We start from the raw sequence: 19695 nt of genomic DNA, 5'->3' as shown, positions 1-19695 counted from the left end.
CGACCAGCCTAGGCGCTGGGCGGTGGATTCACTCGGAGTCGGGACGGTAGCCGAGGTTGTTCGACAGCCGCTGCTCGGCCTCCTCGACGCTCCAGCCCTTCCGCTGTGCGTAGTCGGCCACCTGGTCGCGGCCGAGCCGGCCCACCACCATGTACTGCGACTGCGGGTGCGAGAAGTACCAGCCGCTCACCGACGCGCCCGGCCACATGGCCATGGAGTCGGTCAGCTCGATGCCGGTGTTGGCCTGGACGTCGAGCAGGTCCCACAGCAGCGCCTTCTCGGTGTGCTCCGGGCAGGCGGGGTAGCCGGGGGCCGGACGAATGCCGACGTACTTCTCGGCGATCAGGGCGTCGTTGTCGAGCGACTCCTCGGGCTGGTAGCCCCAGAACTCCTTGCGGACCCGCTCGTGCAGGCGCTCGGCGAACGCCTCGGCGAGACGGTCCGCCAGCGACTCGAGCAGGATCGCGCTGTAGTCGTCGAGCGCGGCCTTGAACTCCTTGATCTTGTCCAACGACCCGAGGCCGGCGGTGACGGCGAACGCGCCCACGTGGTCGGGCAGGCCGGTCTCCTTGGGCGCGACGAAGTCGGCGAGGCTGCGGTGCGGGACGCCCTCGCGGTGCTCGGTCTGCTGACGCAGGTGGTGCAGCGTCGTGCGCACCTCGGACCGGGCGTCGTCGGCGTAGACCTCGATGTCGTCGTGGCCGACGGTGTTGGCCGGGAAGATGCCGATGACGCCGTTCGCGGTCAGCCAGCCCCCCTCGACGAGCTGGTCGAGCATCACCTGGGCGTCCTCGTACAGCTTGGTGGCGGCCTCGCCCGTGGAAGGGTTGTTGAGGATGTCGGGGAACTTGCCCTTCATCTCCCACGCGTTGAAGAACGGCTGCCAGTCGATGTACTCGCGCAGCTCGGCGAGCGGGTAGTCCTTGAGCACGAGCGGCTGGCCCACGGTGAGCCCGGCCGGCGCGGGCGGCTGGTAGCCGTCCCAGTCGATGGGTGTGCTGTCGGCGCGGGCGTCCTCGAGGGAGAGCAGCTTGCGCGTGTCCTGGCGCGCGGCGTGCCGCTCGCGCAGCGAGTCGTAGTCGACCTTGAGGTCGGCCAGCAGCGTCTCGCGGCCCTCCTCGGACAGCAGCTGCGAGACCACGGGCACGGAGCGCGACGCGTCCTTCACCCACACGACGGGGCCGTGGTACTTCTCGTCGACCTTCACGGCCGTGTGGGCGCGCGACGTCGTGGCGCCGCCGATGAGCAGCGGCACCTCGAAGCCCTGGCGCTCCATCTCCGACGCGACGTTCACCATCTCGTCGAGCGACGGCGTGATGAGGCCGGACAGGCCGATCGCGTCGGCGTCCTCGGCGATGGCGGTGTCGAGGATCTTCTGCGCGGGCACCATGACGCCGAGGTCGACGACGTCGTAGTTGTTGCACTGCAGCACGACGCCGACGATGTTCTTGCCGATGTCGTGGACGTCGCCCTTGACGGTCGCCATGACGACCTTGCCCTTCTTCGTGGCGGCGTCCTCAGGACGCTTCTCCGCCTCGATGAACGGGATCAGGTACGCGACGGCCTTCTTCATGACGCGCGCGGACTTCACGACCTGCGGGAGGAACATCTTGCCGGCGCCGAAGAGGTCGCCGACGACGTTCATGCCGTCCATCAGCGGGCCCTCGATGACCTCGATGGTGCGGCCGCCGCGCTCGGCGATCTCGGCGCGCAGCTCCTCGGTGTCGGACTCGGCGTAGCTGTCGATGCCCTTGACGAGCGCGTGCGTGATCCGCTCGGCCACGGGCAGCGAGCGCCACTCCTCGTCGACCGTCTCAGCCTTCTGGCCGTCGCCGGCGTAGTCGCCCGCGATCGACAGCAGCTTCTCGGTGGCCTCCATCGGGTCGGCGAGCCGGTTGAGGACGACGTCCTCGATGGCGTCGCGCAGCGGCGGGTCGATCTCGTCGTAGACGACGAGCGCGCCCGCGTTGACGATGCCCATGTCCATGCCGGCGGCCACTGCGTGGTACAGGAACACGGCGTGGATCGCCTCGCGCACCGGGTTGTTGCCGCGGAACGAGAACGAGACGTTGGAGACGCCGCCGGAGATCAGCGCGCCCGGCAGGTTCTGCTTGATCCAGCGCGTGGCCTCGATGAAGTCGACGCCGTAGTTGGCGTGCTCCTCGATGCCCGTGGCGACGGCGAACACGTTCGGGTCGAAGATGATGTCCTCGGGCGGGAAGCCCACCTCGTCGACGAGGATCCGGTAGGCGCGCTCGCAGATCTGCTTGCGGCGCTCGAGGTTGTCGGCCTGGCCCTCCTCGTCGAACGCCATGACGACGGCGGCTGCTCCGTACTTGCGGACCAGCCGGGCCTGCTCGCGGAACTTCTCCTCGCCCTCCTTCATGGAGATCGAGTTGACGATCGGCTTGCCCTGGATGTTCCGCAGGCCGGCCTCGATGACCTCCCACTTGGAGGAGTCGACCATCACGGGCACCCGGCTGATGTCGGGCTCGCTGGCGATGAGCTTGGTGAACCGGTCCATCGCGGCGACGCCGTCGATCATGCCCTCGTCCATGTTGACGTCGATGACCTGTGCGCCGTTCTCGACCTGCTGGCGGGCAACGCTCAGCGCCGTGTCGTAGTCGCCGTCGCGAATCAGGTTCCGGAACCGGGCGGACCCGGTGATGTTGGTGCGCTCGCCGACGTTGACGAAGAGCGAGTCCTCGGTGATGGTGAGCGGCTCGAGGCCGGAGAGGCGCATCGCCGGGGCCGACTCCGACGGCACGCGCGGCGTGAGGCCCTCGACGGTCTTGGCGATGTGAGCGATGTGGTCTGGCGTCGTGCCGCAGCAGCCGCCGACGAGGTTCACGAACCCGCTGTCGGCGAAGTCGCGGAGGATCGCGGCGGTCTCGTCGGGCGCCTCGTCGTACTCGCCGAACGCGTTGGGCAGGCCCGCGTTGGGATAGCAGGAGACGAAGCAGTCGGCGAGCTTGGCGATCTCGGCGATGTAGGGACGCATCTCCTTGGCGCCGAGCGCGCAGTTGAGGCCCACCAGCAACGGCTGCGCGTGGCGGACCGAGTGCCAGAACGCCTCGGCGGTCTGGCCGGACAGCGTGCGTCCGGAGGCGTCGGTGATGGTGCCGGAGATGATGATCGGCCAGCGGCGGCCGTACTCCTCGAACACGGTCTCCACGGCGAAGATCGCGGCCTTCGCGTTGAGGGTGTCGAAGATGGTCTCGATGAAGACGAGATCGGCACCGCCGTCGAGCAGGCCGCGCGTCGCCGTCATGTAGGCGTCGACGAGCTGCTCGTAGGAGACGTTGCGCGCACCGGGGTCGTTCACGTCCGGAGAGATGGACGCCGTGCGCGTGGTGGGCCCGAGGGCACCGGCGACGAACCGCGGGCGGTCCGGCGTCTGCGCGGTGACCGCGTCGGCCTCGCGGCGCGCCAGGCGGGCGGACTCGAGGTTGAGCTCGTACGAGAGCTCCTGCATCTCGTAGTCCGCGAGGGAGATCGCGTTCGCGTTGAACGTGTTGGTCTCGATGATGTCGGCGCCGGCCTCGAGGTACTCGCGGTGGATGCCGGCGATGATGTCGGGCTGCGTGAGCGTCAGCAGGTCGTTGTTGCCCTGGACGTCGCACGCCCAGCTCGCAAACCGCTCGCCGCGGTACCCGGCCTCGTCAGGACGGTCCCGCTGGATCGCCGTGCCCATCGCGCCGTCGAGCACCATGATCCGCTCCCGCAGGATGACCGAGATCTCCTCGGTCGCGTCAGGGCGCAGATTCGTGTCGGGGGCGGTCGTGGTCACGGGCTTCCTCTTCAGGGGAGTGGGCGAATCTCGACGATACGGTGGTCAACCGGCGCTATCGCGCAGGTGTTCCACCGACCGGACCAGTGTCTCATCAGTCGGAACGTTGCGGCGCGCACATGCCGGAACGGGCGCGCCCGTACGCTCGACCCGTGGCAGACATCGCGGCGGTCCTGTGGGACCTCGACGGCACGCTGGTCGACACCGAGCCCATCTGGATGGCGGGGGAGCACGCCCTGGCCGACGAGCACGGCGCCGTCTGGACCGACGAGGACGGCCTGAAGCTGGTGGGCAACTCGCTGATCGACGCCGGCCACTACATCCGGGCCCGACTCGGCGTCGACCTGACCCCGGAGCAGATCGTCGACCAGCTGGTCGACCGAGTGGCGTCGGCGCTCGCCGAGCACGTGCCGTGGCGCCCGGGTGCCGTCGAGCTGATCACCGCCCTCGCCGACGAGGGAGTGCCGCAGGCCCTGGTCACCATGTCCTACGAGTCCATCGCGGCGCCGGTGGCGGCCGCCCTGCCGTTCCAGGCCGTCGTCACGGGTGACCGCGTCACGCACGGCAAGCCCCACCCCGAGCCCTACCTGCGCGCGGCGGAGATGCTCGGCGTCGACGCCGCCGACTGCGTGGCGGTCGAGGACTCGGTCACCGGGGCGACGTCGGCGAACGCCGCCGGCTGCTTCGTGATCGTGGTGCCGCACGTCGTCAACGTCCCGGAGGCGCCGCGGCGAGTCCTGGTCCGGACGCTCGACGGGCTCTCGCCGAGCGACGTGCACGCGCTCGCCGGCGGCGCGTGACCGCTACGTTGGACGCGTGACGACCCCTGGAGCCCCGGCACGCTCGCCGGGCGCGTGGCGACTCGGCCGGATCGCGGGTGCCCAGGTCCTGGCGCGGCCGTCGCTGCTGCTCATGGGCGTGGCCCTCGTGGTCCTGTTCGCCCCGCGCTTCGACGACGAGACCGACACGAACCCCTATGCGGTCGCCGCGGTGTTCGTCGTCGCGCTGTACGTGTCGATCCTGCTGCACGAGGTCGCCCACGTCGTCGCTGCGCGGTCGTTCGGCATGCGGGTGCCCACGATCACCCTCCACCTGCTCGGCGGGGAGACGGCCGTCGAGGGCGAGAGCCGCACTCCGTGGCAGGAGCTGGTCACCGCGATCGTCGGTCCCTTGGCGTCGCTGGCCATCGGGCTGGCCGCCCGGGCGTGGGCCGACGGCATGGACCCCGGCGTCCTGCACGACGTCGTCTGGTCGGTCGCCTGGGTGAACATCCTCGTGGCCGCGTTCAACCTGCTGCCCGGCCTCCCGCTCGACGGCGGCCGGGTGTTCCGCGCCATCGTCTGGAAGGTCACCGGCCACGAGGCCACCGGCATCCGCTTCGCCGGGTGGCTGGGACGGCTCACCGCAGTCGGCGTCGTCGTGGCCGTGCTCCTGGTCATCGACCGCTCGGAGTCCGCCGTCCTCGACGTGGTGCTCGCGCTCGTCGTCGCCTGGTTCCTCTGGGAAGGCGCGAGCCACGCGCTGCGCACCGCGAGCCGCACCGCCCGGATCAACGGCCTGCACGCCCGGCTCCTCCTCGACCCCGCGATGCCGGTGCCTGACGACGCCCCGCACCTGCCGGTCGACCTCCGGGGCACGGCGCTGCTGCGCGCCATGGCCGCCCGTCCGGCCGAGGTCTACGTCCTCGAGGAGCCCGACGGCTCAGTCGCCGGGGTGCTGCTCGCCAGCCGCGTCGACACCGCGTACCGGGACGGCGCATGACCCACTTCACTGAAGGGGAGTGGGTCCGGCTCAGCGACGCCAAGGGCCGCAAGCACAACGTGCGGCTCCAGGCCGGTCTGGAGTTCTCCACCAAGAAGGGCCAGATCCGGCACGACGACATCATCGGGCGGCCGGAGGGCATCGTCGTCGAGTCGTCGCTCGGCGGCCAGTACCAGGTGTTCCGGCCGTTGCTGTCGGAGTACGTGGTGTCGATGCCGCGCGGAGCCGCCGTCGTCTATCCCAAGGACGCCGCGCAGATCGTCACGATGGCGGACATCTTCCCGGGCGCCCGCGTGGTCGAGGCCGGCGCCGGCTCGGGCAGCCTCACCGTCTACCTGTTGCGCGCCGTCGGCCCGACCGGTCACGTCGGGTCGTACGAGCTGCGTGAGGACTTCGCCGAGACCGCCCGCCAGAACGTCGAACAGGTCACCGGGCCCGACCCCGAGACCTGGACGCTCACCGTCGGCGACGTCCGGGAGGTGGTCGCCGAGCCCGAGATCGACCGGCTGATCCTCGACCTCGTCGACCCGTGGACCTGCATCCCGCTGGCCGCCGAGCGGCTCGTGCCGGGCGGCGTCATCTGCGCCTACGTCGCCACCACCACGCAGCTGTCGCTGTTCGTCGAGTCGCTGCGGGCCGAGGGCGGGTTCACCGAGCCGGTCGCGTGGGAGACCATCCAGCGCGAGTGGCACCTGGAGGGGCTGGCCGTCCGCCCGAAGCACTCGATGGTCGGACACACCGCCTTCCTCGCCATGGCCCGCCGGATGGCGCCGGGAGAGCGGAGCCTGGAGAAGACGCGTCGCCCGGCGCCGGGTGCCTACGGGCCCGACTACACCGGTCCGCGTCCTCCTGGCGTCGACGAGCCGGATCCGGACGTCATCTGATCGTCACAAACACCGCCCCGAGATGCCGTTTTCTGTCACGTGTGAACAGGTAGGGTTTCAAGCACGAGCAGGAGGTGGCTGATGAGCAGCATGGATCACGGCGACACGAGCGGTTCGGACCGCGAGCTCGCTTACCTGCGCGACGAGGTCGAGCACCTCCGTCGCCGGCTCGGCTCGGAGGGCCCGCTCGACAGCCGGCTGTCCGACCTCGAGGCCCGGCTCGCCGCCACCACGTCGCAGAACGACCGCCTCACCTCCACGCTGCGCGAGGCCCGCGAGAAGATCGTCACCCTCAAGGAGGAGGTCGACCGCCTCGCCCAGCCGCCCACTGGGTTCGGCACGTTCCTGCAGCGCAACGACGACGACTCCGTCGACGTCTTCACCGGCGGCCGCAAGCTCCGTGTGAACGTGAGCCCCGCGGTCGACAAGGACGACCTGCGCAAGGGCCAGGAGGTCATCCTCAACGAGGCCATGAACGTCGTCGCCGCGCTGGAGTTCGAGACCACCGGCGAGGTCGTGATGCTCAAGGAGATCCTCGCCGACGGCGAGCGTGCCCTCGTGCTGGGCAACGCCGACGAGGAGCGCGTCGTCCGCCTGGCCGACTCGCTGATCGGGCTGAAGCTGCGCGCCGGCGACTCGCTGCTGCTCGACGGCCGTGCCAACTACGTCTACGAGCGGGTGCCCAAGAGCGAGGTCGAGGAGCTCGTCCTCGAAGAGGTCCCCGACATCGACTACGAGAGCATCGGCGGGCTGGGCGGCCAGATCGAGTCGATCCGCGACGCCGTCGAGCTGCCGTACCTGCACCCCGACGTGTTCATCGAGCACGAGCTCAAGCCGCCGAAGGGCGTCCTGCTCTACGGCCCGCCCGGCTGCGGCAAGACGATGATCGCCAAGGCCGTCGCCGCGTCCCTCGCCAAGAAGGTCTCGGAGAAGACCGGCGAGGAGGGTCGCTCCTACTTCCTGAACATCAAGGGCCCGGAGCTGCTGAACAAGTACGTCGGCGAGACCGAGCGGCACATCCGCCTGGTGTTCCAGCGCGCCCGTGAGAAGGCGAGCGAAGGCACGCCGGTCATCGTCTTCTTCGACGAGATGGACTCGCTGTTCCGCACCCGCGGGTCGGGTGTCTCCTCCGATGTCGAGAACACCATCGTCCCGCAGCTGCTCAGCGAGATCGACGGCGTCGAGGGCCTGGAGAACGTCCTCGTCATCGGCGCCTCCAACCGCGAGGACATGATCGACCCGGCGATCCTGCGGCCCGGCCGCCTGGACGTGAAGATCAAGATCGAGCGCCCCGACGCCGAGGCCGCCCGCGACATCTTCAGCAAGTACCTGACCACGTCGCTCCCGCTGCACGCCGACGACCTCGCCGAGTTCGGCGGCGACAAGCAGGCCTGCGTGAACGGGATGATCCAGCGCACCGTCGAGCGGATGTACACCGAGTCCGAGGACAACCAGTTCCTCGAGGTCACGTACGCCAACGGCGACAAGGAGGTCCTGTACTTCAAGGACTTCAACTCCGGCGCCATGATCCAGAACATCGTCGACCGGGCGAAGAAGATGGCGATCAAGGACTACTTGGACCAGAACCAGCACGGTCTCCGCGTCCAGCACCTCCTGCAGGCCTGCCTCGACGAGTTCAAGGAGAACGAGGACCTGCCGAACACCACCAACCCGGACGACTGGGCGCGCATCTCCGGCAAGAAGGGCGAGCGCATCGTGTTCATCCGCACGCTCATCTCCGGCAAGGGCGGCAACGAGCCCGGCCGTTCCATCGACACCGTCGCCAACACGGGGCAGTACCTCTGACGCTGGAGATCCGCGACGTCCCGTACGACAGCGACGACGCGGTGCTGCTGACCGCCGAGGTCCAGCAGGAGTACCAGCGACGGTACGGCGGCGAGGGCGACACCGCGCCGATCGTCGCCACGGAGTTCCTGGCGCCGGGCGGGTACTTCGCCGTGGCCTACGAGGACGGCGTGCCGGTCGCGATGGGTGGCTGGCGCCGCCACGGCGGCACCGAGGCCGAGATCAAACGCATGTACGTGCGCGAGGCCGCCCGCGGTCGCGGCCACGCCCGCGTGGTGCTGGCCCACCTCGAGCAGCACGCGGCAGCGGCGGGCATCACCCGGTTCGTGCTGGAGACCGGCCTGGAGCAGCCCGAGGCCATCGCGCTGTACCGGTCAGCCGGCTACGAGGACGTCCCGGCGTTCGGCTTTTACAAGGACGCGCCGCTGAGCGTGCACCTCGGCAAGACGCTCTGAGCTACTCAACCTTGTGCCCGCGACCCTTGACGCGGACGTCGTCCGGGTCGGCCTTGTCGGTGCCGGGGATCGAGATCACGGCGCCGCCGTCGGTGTCCAGGATCGTGCCGGTCACGTAGGACGCGGCGTCGGACGACAGGAACAGCGCACTGTCGGCGATGTCGGTGTTCGTGCCCCAGCGGCGCAGCGGCATCGCCTCGGTGACGCGGTCCTTCATCTCCTGCGTCGGCGTGGCGACGTTGTCCATGCCCCACGAGCCCTCGATCGGACCGGGGGAGATGCCGTTGATGCGGATGCCCTCCGGCCCCCACTCCAGCGCCAGCACCTTGATCAGCATGTTCACGCCGGCCTTCGCTGCGCACACGTGCGCCTGGAAGTTGAGCGGCCGCACCGCCTCGGGCGCGGTGATCGCGATCATCGACGCGCCGGGCTTGTTGATGACGTCGTACGCGGCACGGAACACGTTGAACGTGCCGAGCAGGTCGATGTCGATGACGGCCTTGAACCCGTTGGCGGACATCCCGTTGGCCGGGGCGTAGAAGTTGCCGGCCTGGCCCGCGACCACCAGGTCGATCGGTCCCAGCTGCTCGGCGGTGGCCCGGGTCGCCACGTCGATCGCGTCGTAGTCGCGGACGTCGGCGCTGAAGCCGAGCACCTCGCCGCCGATCTCCTTCAGCTCCGCGACGGCGGCGTCGACGCGCTCCTGGTTGCGGCTGAGCACCGCGACCTTGGCGCCCTGTTGGGCATAGCGCCGCGCGATCTCCAGGTTCATGCCGCGGGTGCCACCCGCGACGAACGCCACCTTGCCTGCGAGGACGTCGCTGCCGTACGTGTTCGTCATGAGCAAAACTAGAACACGTTTCACTTCTCTTTGTCCAGACGCCTCGCGGCGGATGTGGCCTAGCATCGCTGCCATGGCCTACTTCGTCACGGGCGCGACCGGGTTCATCGGCCGGCGTCTGATCGCCGAGCTCGTCGACCACCGACGCGGCACCATCTGGGTGCTCGTCCGTCCCGGGTCGGAGGCGAAGCTCGACCGGTTCCGGTACCGCTGGAACAACTCCACGCGCATCGTGCCGGTCCCCGGAGAGCTCACCGAGGAGGGCCTCGGCGTCGACCCGGCCTGGGTCGCGGAGCACGCCGGCGAGGTCAAGCACTTCTTCCACCTGGCCGCCTCCTACGACATGACGGCCACCAAGGAGGCCAACGACCGGTTGAACACCGGCGGCACGCGCAACGCCCTGCAGGTGGCCGCCGCCCTCGACGCCGGGTGCTTCCACCAGGTCTCGTCCATCGCGGCGAGCGGCGACCTCCGGGGCCGCTGGACCGAGGAGATGTTCGACGAGGGCCAGGGATTCCAGTCCGACTACCACCGCACGAAGTTCGAGTCCGAGAAGATCGTCCGCGACGAGGCCACCGTCCCGTGGCGCGTCTACCGACCGGCCATCGTCGTCGGCGACTCCGAGACCGGCGAGATCGACAAGATCGACGGCCCCTACTACTTCTTCACGCTGATCAAGCGGATGCGCGACTACGTGCCGGCGTGGCTGCCGCTGTTCGGCGCGGGCATGGGCAGCACGAACATCGTCCCGGTCGACTACGTCGCGCGGGCCATGGACCACCTGGCCCACCAGCCCAACCTCGACGGCCGTGCGTTCCACCTGGTGAACCCGCGACCGCAGAAGAACATCGACGTCCTCAACGCCTTCGCCAAGGCCGCGAAGTCGCCGTCGTTCCAGATCCAGCTCGACAGCCGCGTCACGAACCTGCTGCCCACCCGGTGGCTGCAGGACGCGATCGGTCGCGGCACGGGCGGGGGACCGGGCGAGGTGCTCGCGAACCAGACGCTCGGCCGGCTCGGCATCCCCGCCGAGGTGCTGGCCCACATCTCGCTGCCGACGCGGTACGACGCCGCGATCACGCAAGCGGCCCTGAAGGACTCCGACATCACGATCCCGCGCCTGCGCGACTACGCCGCGACGCTCTGGGACTACTGGGAGCAGAACCTCGACCCTGACATCCGCAACGACAAGGCGTCCGCGAAGGCGCTGCAGGGCAAGACCGTCGTGATCACCGGTGCGTCGTCCGGCATCGGCAAGGCCACGGCGCTGCGTGTCGCGGCGCTCGGCGGCACCGCGATCCTCGTCGCGCGCGGCGCGGAGAAGCTCGAGGAGACCAAGGGCGACATCGAGGCGCAGGGCGGCGTGGCGTTCGCCTACCCGTGCGACCTGTCCGACCTCGACGAGATCGACAAGCTCGCCAAGAAGCTCACCCGCGACTTCGAGGGCATCGACGTCGTGGTCAACAACGCCGGCCGCTCGATCCGCCGGTCCCTGCGGCTGTCGTACGACCGGTTCCACGACTTCGAGCGCACGATGCAGCTCAACTACTTCGGCGCCATCCGCCTGATCATGGGGCTCACCCCGTCGATGGCGCGCCGCAAGACCGGGCACATCGTCAACATCAGCTCCATCGGCGTGCAGACCAACCCGCCGCGTTTCGCCGCGTACGTCGCCTCGAAGGCGGCGCTCGACGCGTGGAGCCGGGTCGTGTCGTCGGAGCTGATCGGCGACGGCATCACGTTCACGTCGATCCACATGCCGCTGGTGCGCACGCCGATGATCGCGCCCACCAAGATCTACGACGCCTTCCCCACCATCAGCCCCTCGCAGGCCGCCGACCTGGTGCTCCGCGCGATCCGCGACAAGCCGCACGAGATCAACACCGTGATGGGCACCGCCGGCGAGATCACCCACGCCGTCGCGCCGCACGCGTCGTTCCGCATCCTCAACCAGGCGTACAAGATCTTCCCCGACTCCGCCGCCGCCCGCGGCGACGGCGCCGGGGAGAAGACCACTCGGCAGCAGCGCGCGCTCGCCCGCGTGCTCAAGGGCGTCCACTGGTGATCGGGACTCGCGCCCTACGCTGAACGCATGAGCGTTCGCCGCGTGCAGGGCAGCGAGGTCGAGTACGGCATCGCGGTCAAGGGACAGCCGCACGCCAACCCGATGGTCGCGTCGACCCACGTGGTCAACTCGTACGCGGCCGCGCACGGGTTGACGCGCCGCGCACGCTGGGACTTCGAGGAGGAGAACCCGCTGCGCGACGCCCGCGGGTTCGACCTCAGCCGCGAGGTCGCCGACCCGTCGCAGCTCACCGACGAGGACCTCGGGCTCGCGAACATCATCCTCACCAACGGAGCGCGCCTGTACGTCGACCACGCGCACCCGGAGTACTCCAGCCCGGAAGTCACCAACCCGCGCGACGTCGTCGTCTGGGAGAAGGCGGGCGAGCACGTGATGCGGCTCGGCGCCGAGCTGGCCGGCCAGCTGCCGGGCGCAGCCCCGGTGGTGCTCTACAAGAACAACGTCGACAACAAGGGCGCCTCCTACGGCGCCCACGAGAACTACCTGATGCGGCGGGACGTCCCGTTCGAGGCCGTCGTCGAGCACCTCACGCCGTTCTTCGTGTCCCGCCAGGTGTTCACCGGCGCGGGCCGGGTCGGCCAGATGCAGGACGGCAGCGTCCACGCGTTCCAGATCAGCCAGCGCGCCGACTACATGGAGGTGGGCGTCGGCCTGGAGACCACGCTCAAGCGGCCGATCATCAACACCCGCGACGAGCCGCACGCCGACCCGAAGAAGTACCGCCGGCTGCACGTCATCATCGGCGACGCCAACTGCTCCGAGACCGCCATCTACCTCAAGCACGGCACCACGTCGCTGGTGCTCGCGATGATCGAGGCCGGCTTCCTGTCGTCCGGGCTCGCACTCGCCCAGCCGGTCACCGCGCTCCACGACATCTCCCACGACCCGTCGCTCAAGGACGTGGTGGAGCTGCAGGACGGCCGCACGATCACGGCGCTGGAGCTGCAGGGGGAGTACCTCCGGCAGGCGCAGGAGTTCGTCGCCCGCGAAGGCTCCGACGAGCAGACCGACGACGTCCTGCGGCGCTGGGCGGACGTCCTCGAGCGGCTGGCCCGCGACCCGCGCGAGTGCGAGCGCGACCTCGACTGGGTGGCCAAGCTCTCGCTGCTCGAGTCGTACCGGGACCGCGACGGCCTCGACTGGGACCACGCCAAGCTGCACCTCGTCGACCTGCAGTACCACGACGTCCGCCCGGAGAAGGGGCTGTACCACCAGCTCGTCCGCGGCGGCCGGATCGACCGGCTCGTCACGGACGCCGAGATCCAGGCGGCGATCACCGAGCCGCCGCACGACACCCGCGCGTACTTCCGCGGCATGTGCCTCACCCGGTTCGCCGCCGACATCGCGGCCGCCTCGTGGGACTCGGTGATCTTCGACCTGGCGGGCCACGACTCCCTGCAACGCATCCCGACGATGGAGCCGCTGCGCGGCACCGCCGAGCACGTCGGAGAGCTGTTCGAGCAGTGCGACACCGCCGCCGAGCTGTTCTCCACGCTGACCCGCCGATGACCGCCGAGATCCGCCCCGGCGTCCTGGACGACCTGCCGGCGCTCCTGGACGTCTACAACCACCAGATCCTGACGTCGCACTCCACGTTCGACCTGGAGGAGATGACGCTGGAGCAGCGGACCGAGTGGTTCGGGCACTACACGCCCGACGGCCCACACCGCCTCCTGGTGGCGGACGTGGACGGCCGCGCGGTCGGGTACGCCACCAGCAGCATGTTCCGCGCGAAGGCGGCGTACGCCCCGTCGGTGGAGACCAGCATCTACCTCGCGACCGACGCCACGGGCCAGGGCATCGGCCGCATCCTGTACAGCGAGCTGCTCCGGCAGCTGGAGGCACATCCGGGCCTGCATCGCGCCTACGCGGGGGTCGCGCTGCCCAACGACGCGTCCGAGGGGCTGCACCGCGCCCTCGGGTTCACCGAGGTGGGCACGTACACCGAGGTCGGATTCAAGATGGACCGCTACGTCGACGTGCGCTGGTACGAGCGTGACCTGGGGGTCTGAGGGCTAGGCTGGAGGCATGGCCGAGCAGCAGCACAAGAGCACCCGCAAGTCCGACGAGACCACCGACCAGGTCGAGGAGACCGAGGTCGACGTCGAGCGCAAGGAGAAGCTCGACGACGACGTCGACTCGATCCTGGACGACATCGACGACGTGCTCGAGGAGAACGCCGAGGAGTTCGTGCGCAGCTTCGTGCAGAAGGGTGGGCAGTGATGCTGCCGGAGCCCTTCACCGCTGCGGGTTCCTCCTCCTTCGCCGACTTCCTCGCCCAACAGGCGCCCGACCTCGTGCCGGGCGCTCGTGCGCGGGCGGCCGGTGACCTCAGCGACATCGCGCCGCACGGCACCACGATCGTCGCCGCCACGTTCCCGGGCGGCGTCGTCATGGCCGGCGACCGGCGCGCCACCATGGGCAACGTCATCGCCCAGCGCGACATCGAGAAGGTGTTCCCGGCAGACGAGTACTCCTGCATCGGCATCGCCGGCAGCGCCGGCCTCGCCGTCGAGGTGGTCCGGCTGTTCCAGGTCGAGCTCGAGCACTACGAGAAGCTCGAGGGCACCGTCCTGTCGGCCGACGGCAAGGCCAACCGGCTCGCCGCCCTGATCCGCAACAACCTCGGGCTCGCCATGCAGGGTCTGGCCGTCGTGCCGCTGTTCGCCGGCTTCGACCAAGCCACCCGCGAGGGCAGGATCTTCTCGTACGACGTCACCGGCGGCCGCTACGAGGAGCACGCGTTCCACGCGGTCGGCTCGGGCTCGATCTTCGCCCGCGGCGCGCTGAAGAAGCTCTACCGCGACGACCTGAACGAGACCGAGACCATCACGGCCACAATCCAGGCGCTCTACGACGCCGCCGACGACGACTCCGCCACCGGCGGTCCGGACCTCACGCGCCGGATCTTCCCGGTCGTCGCGGTCGTCACCGCCGACGGCTACCGCCGTGCCTCGGACGCCGAGGTCGGCGCCATCGCCGACGACGTCATCGGGGCTCGCCTCGTACGTCCCGACGGCCCCGCCGCCCCCCTGACCTGACGGACGAGAGGACCACACGATGACCGCACCGTTCTACGTCTCGCCCGAGCAGCTCATGAAAGACCGGGCGGACTTCGCCCGGAAGGGCATCTCACGCGGCCGCAGCGTCGCCGTCGTCCAGTACGCCGACGGCGTCCTGTTCGTCGCGGAGAACCCGTCCCAGGCCCTGCACAAGATCAGCGAGATCTACGACCGCATCGGGTTCGCCGCGGTCGGCCGCTACAACGAGTTCGAGAACCTGCGCATCGCCGGCGTCCGGCTCGCTGACCTGCGTGGATACTCCTACGACCGTCGCGACGTCACCGGCCGCGGGCTCGCCAACGCGTACGCCCAGACGCTCGGCACGATCTTCAGCTCCGGCGGCGAGAAGCCGTACGAGGTGGAGCTGTTCGTCGCCGAGGTGGGCGACGACGCCGCCGGCGACCAGATCTACCGGCTCACCTACGACGGATCCGTGGCGGACATCCAGGGCTACGGCGTGATGGGCGGGCAGAGCGAGCAGGTCGAGACGCACCTCGGCGAGCACTACAGCGACGGCTTCGACCTCGCGGCCGCCATCCGGCTCGCCGCCGAGTCGCTCGGCCAGGACTCCAGCCCGACCCGGACGATCCCGGCCGCGGACCTCGAGGTCGCCGTGCTGGACCGCACCCGGCCCCAGCCGCGGAAGTTCAAGCGGCTGACGGACGAGACGGTCGCCCAAGCGCTCGGCTGACATCCCGCAGCGCGCCCATCTCGCGACTAGGCTGATCCCATGGATCGGCGGATCTTCGGGATCGAGAACGAGTACGGCGTGACCTGCTCGTTCCGGGGTCAGCGCCGCCTGTCGCCGGACGAGGTCGCCCGGTACCTGTTCCGGCGGGTCGTCAGCTGGGGCCGCAGCAGCAACGTCTTCCTGCGCAACGGCGCCCGGCTGTACCTCGACGTCGGCAGCCACCCGGAGTACGCGACGCCGGAGTGCGACGACCTCGTCGACCTCGTCACGCACGACCGCGCTGGGGAGCGGATCCTCGAGGGGCTGATGATCGACGCCCAGCACCGGCTGGCCGACGACGGCGTCGAGGGCGACATCTACCTCTTCAAGAACAACACCGACTCCGCCGGCAACTCCTACGGCTGCCACGAGAACTACCTCGTCGGCCGCGGTGGCGAGTTCAGCCGGCTCGCCGACGTCCTGATCCCGTTCCTCGTCTCGCGCCAGATCATCTGCGGCGCCGGCAAGGTGCAGCAGACGCCGCGCGGCACCATCTACTCGGTCAGCCAGCGCGCCGAGCACATCTGGGAGGGCGTCTCCAGCGCCACCACCCGGTCACGGCCGATCATCAACACGCGCGACGAGCCGCACGCCGACGCGGAGCGGTTCCGCCGCCTGCACGTCATCGTCGGCGACTCCAACATGAGCGAGACCACCACGCTGCTGAAGGTGGCCACCACCGACCTCGTGCTGCGGATGATCGAGGGCGGTGTGTCGATGCGCGACATGACGCTCGACAACCCGATCCGCGCCATCCGCGAGATCGCCCACGACATGACCGGGCGCCGCAAGGTCCAGCTCGCGAACGGCCGTGAGCTCTCGGCGCTGGAGATCCAGGCCGAGTACTTCGGCAAGGCCGCGGAGTTCGTCGACCGGCACGGGCTGCACACGCCCACCGTCGACCGGGCGATGGACCTGTGGGAGCGCACGCTGAAGGCCGTCGAGTCCGAGGACCTGTCCCTCGTCGAGCGCGAGGTCGACTGGGTCATCAAGTTCCGCCTGCTCGACCGCTACCGCACGGCGCACGGCCTGAGCTGGGCCGACCCGCGCATCGCCCAGCTCGACCTCGCGTACCACGACATCCGGCGCGACCGGGGCATCTTCTACCTGCTGGAGAACAAGGGTGCGGTGGCGCGCGTGACGCGCGACCTCGACGTGTTCGCCGCCAAGTCGGTGCCGCCGCAGACCACCCGCGCGCGGCTGCGGGGCGACTTCATCAAGCGGGCCCAGGAGCGTCGCCGCGACTTCACCGTCGACTGGGTGCATCTCAAGCTCAACGACCAGGCGCAGCGCACCGTGCTGTGCAAGGACCCGTTCCGCTCGCACGACGAGCGGGTGCAGCGGCTCATCGACGGCATGTGACAACCCGGCCCAACTCAGGGTTCTCTTGGCTGTCGCGGCTATGGTTGGCCCGGTCCGTCCCCCACCAGAAGGTCTTCCTGTGCGCCGAATCCTCGCGGTCTCCGTGGTCGCCTGCCTCCTCCTCGCCGGTTGCGGCGGGTCCGACTCCGGCAGCCAGGCCCTCGACGACGTCAAGGTCGGCGGGGGCGACAACCCCAAGCTGACGGTCGCCAAGAACTTCACGGCCGACAAGACGGGCACCAAGGTCGTCAAGGAGGGCGACGGCGAGGAGACCAAGTCCGGCGACGTCCTCAAGGTCAACTACGTGGCCGTGAACGGCCGCACCGGCAAGCAGTTCGACAACTCCTTCACCAGCAAGTCGCCGCTCACCGTCGCGCTGACCGAGGGCTCGGTGCTCCCGGGCTTCATCAAGGGTCTCGAGGGCCAGAAGGTCGGCAGCCGCGTCCTGGTGGCCATCCCGCCCGAGGACGGGTTCGGCCAGGAGCAGCAGACGCTCGGCATCAAGAAGGACGACACGATGGTGTTCCTGTTCGACATCGTGTCCAAGGTGCCGCAGAAGGCCACCGGCACGGCGAAGAAGCTGCCCAAGGACGTCCCGAGCCTCGTCATGAAGGACGGCCACCCGTCCGGCTTCGAGGCCACCAAGTCCACGCCCAAGAAGGTCACCAAGGCCAGCGCGCACGTGGTCATCCAGGGCACCGGCAAGGCCGTCGGGAAGGACCAGAGCGTCACGGCGCACTACGTCGGCCAGGTCTACCCGGACGGCGACGTCTTCGACGAGTCGTGGTCGAAGGGTGCGCCCGCCACCTTCCAGCTGAGCCAGCTGGTGAAGTGCTGGCAGGACCTGCTCCCGGGCCAGAAGATCGGCTCCCGCGTCGTGCTCGTGTGCCCCTCCGACACCGCCTACGGCGACTCCCCGCCGCAGGGCGGCAAGATCAAGGCGGGCGACACGCTCCTGTTCGTGATCGACTTGCTCGACGCCTCCTGACATCCTCCTGTCCATGGCTGACCGCAAGACCGAGAGGTTGATGAACCTCATCTTCGCGTTGCTGGTCAGCCGGCAGTACCTCTCCAAGGAGCAGATCCGGCAGACCATCAGCGACTACCGCGAGTCGGCCAGCCAGGCCGCCTTTGAGCGGATGTTCGAGCGCGACAAGGAGGAGCTGCGCGAGCTCGGCATCGTCGTGGAGATGGGCAGCAACGACAAGTACTTCGACGACGAGGTCGGCTACCGCATCCCGCGCGACGAGGCGGAGCTGCCCGACCTGGCCCTCACCCGCGAGGAGGCCGCCGTCCTGGGCCTGGCCGCGCAGGTGTGGGAGCACGCCGGTCTCGCCGGCGCCTCCACGTCGGCGCTGGTCAAGCTGAAGGCGGCCGGCATCGACGTCGACCCGGACGTGCTGCGCATGGCCGAGCCGAAGCTGTCGGCCGACGAGCCGTGCTTCGACGTCATGTGGGACGCGGCCACGCGGCGCATCCCGGTGGCGTTCACCTATCAGCGCCCGGGCCACGAGTCGTCCCGGCGTCACGTCCAGCCGTGGGGGATCATCTCCTGGCACGACCGCTGGTACCTCGGCGGCTACGACCTGGACCGCGAGGCGCCGCGCATCTTCCGGCTGTCGCGCGTCGTCAGCGACGTCGAGACCACCGGGGCGGCGGGCTCGTACGAGGTGCCCGACGACCTCGACATGACGAAGGTCGCCGCGGCGCTGTTCCCGGCGGAGCCCGACCGCGTCGCCGTGCTGCGCGTGAAGTCCGGCCGCGGACAGGCGTTGCGCCGCATGGCGTCCGCCGTCCACCCGGCCGGCGACGACCACGACGAGCTCGAGGTGCCGTTCGCGTCCGCGTGGGACCTGGCGTCGGAGGTCGTGGCCTACGGGCCCGACGTCGTGGTCGTGGCGCCGGACGACGTCCGCGAGCAGGTCGTCGCCCGGCTCCGTGAAGCCGTCGGGAGCTCCTCATGAGCCGCTCCGGCAGCCAGGTGCAGCGGATGCTCGCCCTGGTGCCGTACCTGCAGGGCCACGACGGCATCCCGGTCCGCGATGTCGCCGAGGAGTTCGGCGTCACGCCCAAGCAGATTCGCGACGACCTCCGCCTCCTGATGTACACCGGCGTGGGGGAGTATGCGGGCGAGCTGATCGACTTCGACCTCGGCGCGCTCGAGGAGGACGGCGTCGTCTACATCCGCGACGCCGAGTTCATGCCGCGCCCGCTCCGGCTCAACAGCAGCGAGGGCGTGGCGCTGATCGTCGCCCTGCGTGCCCTGCGGGCCTCGGCGAGCGGCGCCCAGCTCCCCATCATCGACAGCGCCCTCGCGAAGCTCGAGACGGCCGTGGGGGAGCAGGTGGACGCACCGGTCGACGTGCACCTCGAGGACGTCGACGCGGCGCTCCAGACCACGCTCGTGCACGCGCTGCAGAGCGGTCAGCGGGTCCGGATCGTCTACGGCACGGCCTCGCGCGACGACCGCACCGAGCGAGACGTCGACCCGCGCCGCCTGTTCACCGAGAACGGCCGGCTGTACCTCGAGGCCTGGTGCCTGAAGGCCGAGGACCTGCGGTTCTTCCGGCTCGACCGCATCGAGTCCGCCGAGCTGACGGGGGAGTCGGCCGACGACCACGACGCCGAGCCCCGCGACCTCGCCTCCGCCTTCTTCACCGTCGGCGACGACACCCCGTACGCCGTGCTCGACCTCGAGCCGCGGGCGCACTGGCTCACCGAGTACTACCCGGTCCAGGACGTCGAGCGTCGTGGCGACCTGCTGCGCGTCCGCATGTTCGGCGGCGACTGGTCGTGGCTGCGTCGCCTCGTGCTGCGCAACGCCGGGTCCGTGCACGTCGTCGAGCCGGCGTCGCTGGCCGACGAGGTGAGGGACCACGCTCGTTTGGCGCTCGGCGCGTACGATGAGCAGTAGAACC

Annotated in this window: 17 protein-coding genes; 15 read left to right on the top strand and 2 right to left on the bottom strand. The window is 69.7% G+C overall.

The features are described from left to right. Positions 1-28 precede the first annotated feature (28 nt). Positions 29-3790 (bottom strand): methionine synthase, encoded by a 3762-nt coding sequence (gene metH, locus FHP06_RS02450; protein WP_147683420.1) that lies wholly within the window; start codon positions 3788-3790, stop codon positions 29-31. 152 nt (positions 3791-3942) lie between these two features. On the opposite strand from metH, the gene FHP06_RS02445 reads away from it, so the two are divergent. From FHP06_RS02445 to FHP06_RS02425, 5 genes are all read left to right on the top strand, one after another. Continuing rightward, complete coding sequence (locus FHP06_RS02445; RefSeq protein WP_230973379.1) at positions 3943-4590, top strand: HAD family hydrolase; 648 nt, start codon at positions 3943-3945, stop codon at positions 4588-4590. A gap of 16 nt (positions 4591-4606) precedes the next feature. After that, positions 4607-5551 (top strand): M50 family metallopeptidase, encoded by a 945-nt coding sequence (locus tag FHP06_RS02440; RefSeq protein WP_147683417.1) that lies wholly within the window; start codon positions 4607-4609, stop codon positions 5549-5551. Next, on the top strand, positions 5548-6435 hold the full coding sequence (locus FHP06_RS02435) for a tRNA (adenine-N1)-methyltransferase (protein ID WP_147683415.1): 888 nt from the start codon (positions 5548-5550) through the stop codon (positions 6433-6435). Before FHP06_RS02440 ends, FHP06_RS02435 begins: the two co-directional genes overlap by 4 nt. An 81-nt stretch (positions 6436-6516) precedes the next feature. Then, the gene (arc, locus tag FHP06_RS02430) at positions 6517-8241 is read left to right on the top strand and encodes a proteasome ATPase (protein ID WP_147683413.1); all 1725 of its coding nucleotides are present in this window, start codon (positions 6517-6519) and stop codon (positions 8239-8241) included. 41 nt (positions 8242-8282) lie between these two features. Continuing rightward, positions 8283-8696, top strand: coding sequence for a GNAT family N-acetyltransferase (locus FHP06_RS02425; RefSeq protein ID WP_222706323.1), 414 nt, complete (start codon positions 8283-8285; stop codon positions 8694-8696). A 1-nt stretch (position 8697) separates the two neighbouring features. Here FHP06_RS02425 and FHP06_RS02420 read toward each other — a convergent pair whose 3' ends face one another. Continuing rightward, entirely contained in the window at positions 8698-9537 is an 840-nt protein-coding gene (locus FHP06_RS02420) for an SDR family oxidoreductase (protein ID WP_147683409.1), read from the bottom strand. A gap of 73 nt (positions 9538-9610) precedes the next feature. Between FHP06_RS02420 and FHP06_RS02415 the strand changes: the two genes are divergently transcribed. From FHP06_RS02415 to FHP06_RS02370, 10 genes are all read left to right on the top strand, one after another. Beyond that, positions 9611-11602 carry an SDR family oxidoreductase gene (locus tag FHP06_RS02415; protein ID WP_147683407.1) on the top strand — a complete coding sequence of 664 codons (1992 nt, stop codon included), beginning with the start codon at positions 9611-9613 and terminating at the stop codon, positions 11600-11602. A 27-nt stretch (positions 11603-11629) separates the two neighbouring features. After that, positions 11630-13132: a depupylase/deamidase Dop gene (gene dop, locus FHP06_RS02410; RefSeq protein ID WP_147683405.1), complete on the top strand. Its 1503-nt coding sequence runs from the start codon at positions 11630-11632 to the stop codon at positions 13130-13132. Further along, positions 13129-13635, top strand: coding sequence for a GNAT family N-acetyltransferase (locus FHP06_RS02405; RefSeq protein ID WP_147683403.1), 507 nt, complete (start codon positions 13129-13131; stop codon positions 13633-13635). Before dop ends, FHP06_RS02405 begins: the two co-directional genes overlap by 4 nt. Before the next feature lie 16 nt (positions 13636-13651). Further along, positions 13652-13846: a ubiquitin-like protein Pup gene (locus FHP06_RS02400; protein ID WP_147683401.1), complete on the top strand. Its 195-nt coding sequence runs from the start codon at positions 13652-13654 to the stop codon at positions 13844-13846. Beyond that, on the top strand, positions 13846-14664 hold the full coding sequence (prcB, locus tag FHP06_RS02395) for a proteasome subunit beta (RefSeq protein WP_147683399.1): 819 nt from the start codon (positions 13846-13848) through the stop codon (positions 14662-14664). The genes FHP06_RS02400 and prcB overlap by 1 nt, the downstream gene beginning before the upstream one ends. Before the next feature lie 19 nt (positions 14665-14683). Beyond that, positions 14684-15376, top strand: coding sequence for a proteasome subunit alpha (prcA, locus tag FHP06_RS02390; RefSeq protein ID WP_147683397.1), 693 nt, complete (start codon positions 14684-14686; stop codon positions 15374-15376). A 39-nt stretch (positions 15377-15415) separates the two neighbouring features. Further along, entirely contained in the window at positions 15416-16777 is a 1362-nt protein-coding gene (gene pafA, locus FHP06_RS02385; protein WP_147683395.1) for a Pup--protein ligase, read from the top strand. A gap of 79 nt (positions 16778-16856) precedes the next feature. Continuing rightward, the gene (locus FHP06_RS02380) at positions 16857-17765 is read left to right on the top strand and encodes an FKBP-type peptidyl-prolyl cis-trans isomerase (protein WP_187271745.1); all 909 of its coding nucleotides are present in this window, start codon (positions 16857-16859) and stop codon (positions 17763-17765) included. Between the two features lie 13 nt (positions 17766-17778). Next, positions 17779-18741 (top strand): helix-turn-helix transcriptional regulator, encoded by a 963-nt coding sequence (locus FHP06_RS02375; RefSeq protein ID WP_147683392.1) that lies wholly within the window; start codon positions 17779-17781, stop codon positions 18739-18741. Further along, positions 18738-19691, top strand: coding sequence for a helix-turn-helix transcriptional regulator (locus FHP06_RS02370; protein ID WP_147683390.1), 954 nt, complete (start codon positions 18738-18740; stop codon positions 19689-19691). The genes FHP06_RS02375 and FHP06_RS02370 overlap by 4 nt, the downstream gene beginning before the upstream one ends. Positions 19692-19695 lie beyond the last annotated feature (4 nt).

Origin of the sequence: Aeromicrobium terrae, from assembly GCF_008039565.1 — a bacterium.
In the GTDB taxonomy this organism is placed as follows: Bacteria; Actinomycetota; Actinomycetes; order Propionibacteriales; family Nocardioidaceae; genus Aeromicrobium; species Aeromicrobium terrae.
Note: the sequence above shows the minus strand (reverse complement) of the source record. Positions and strands in the feature narration are given on the sequence as shown.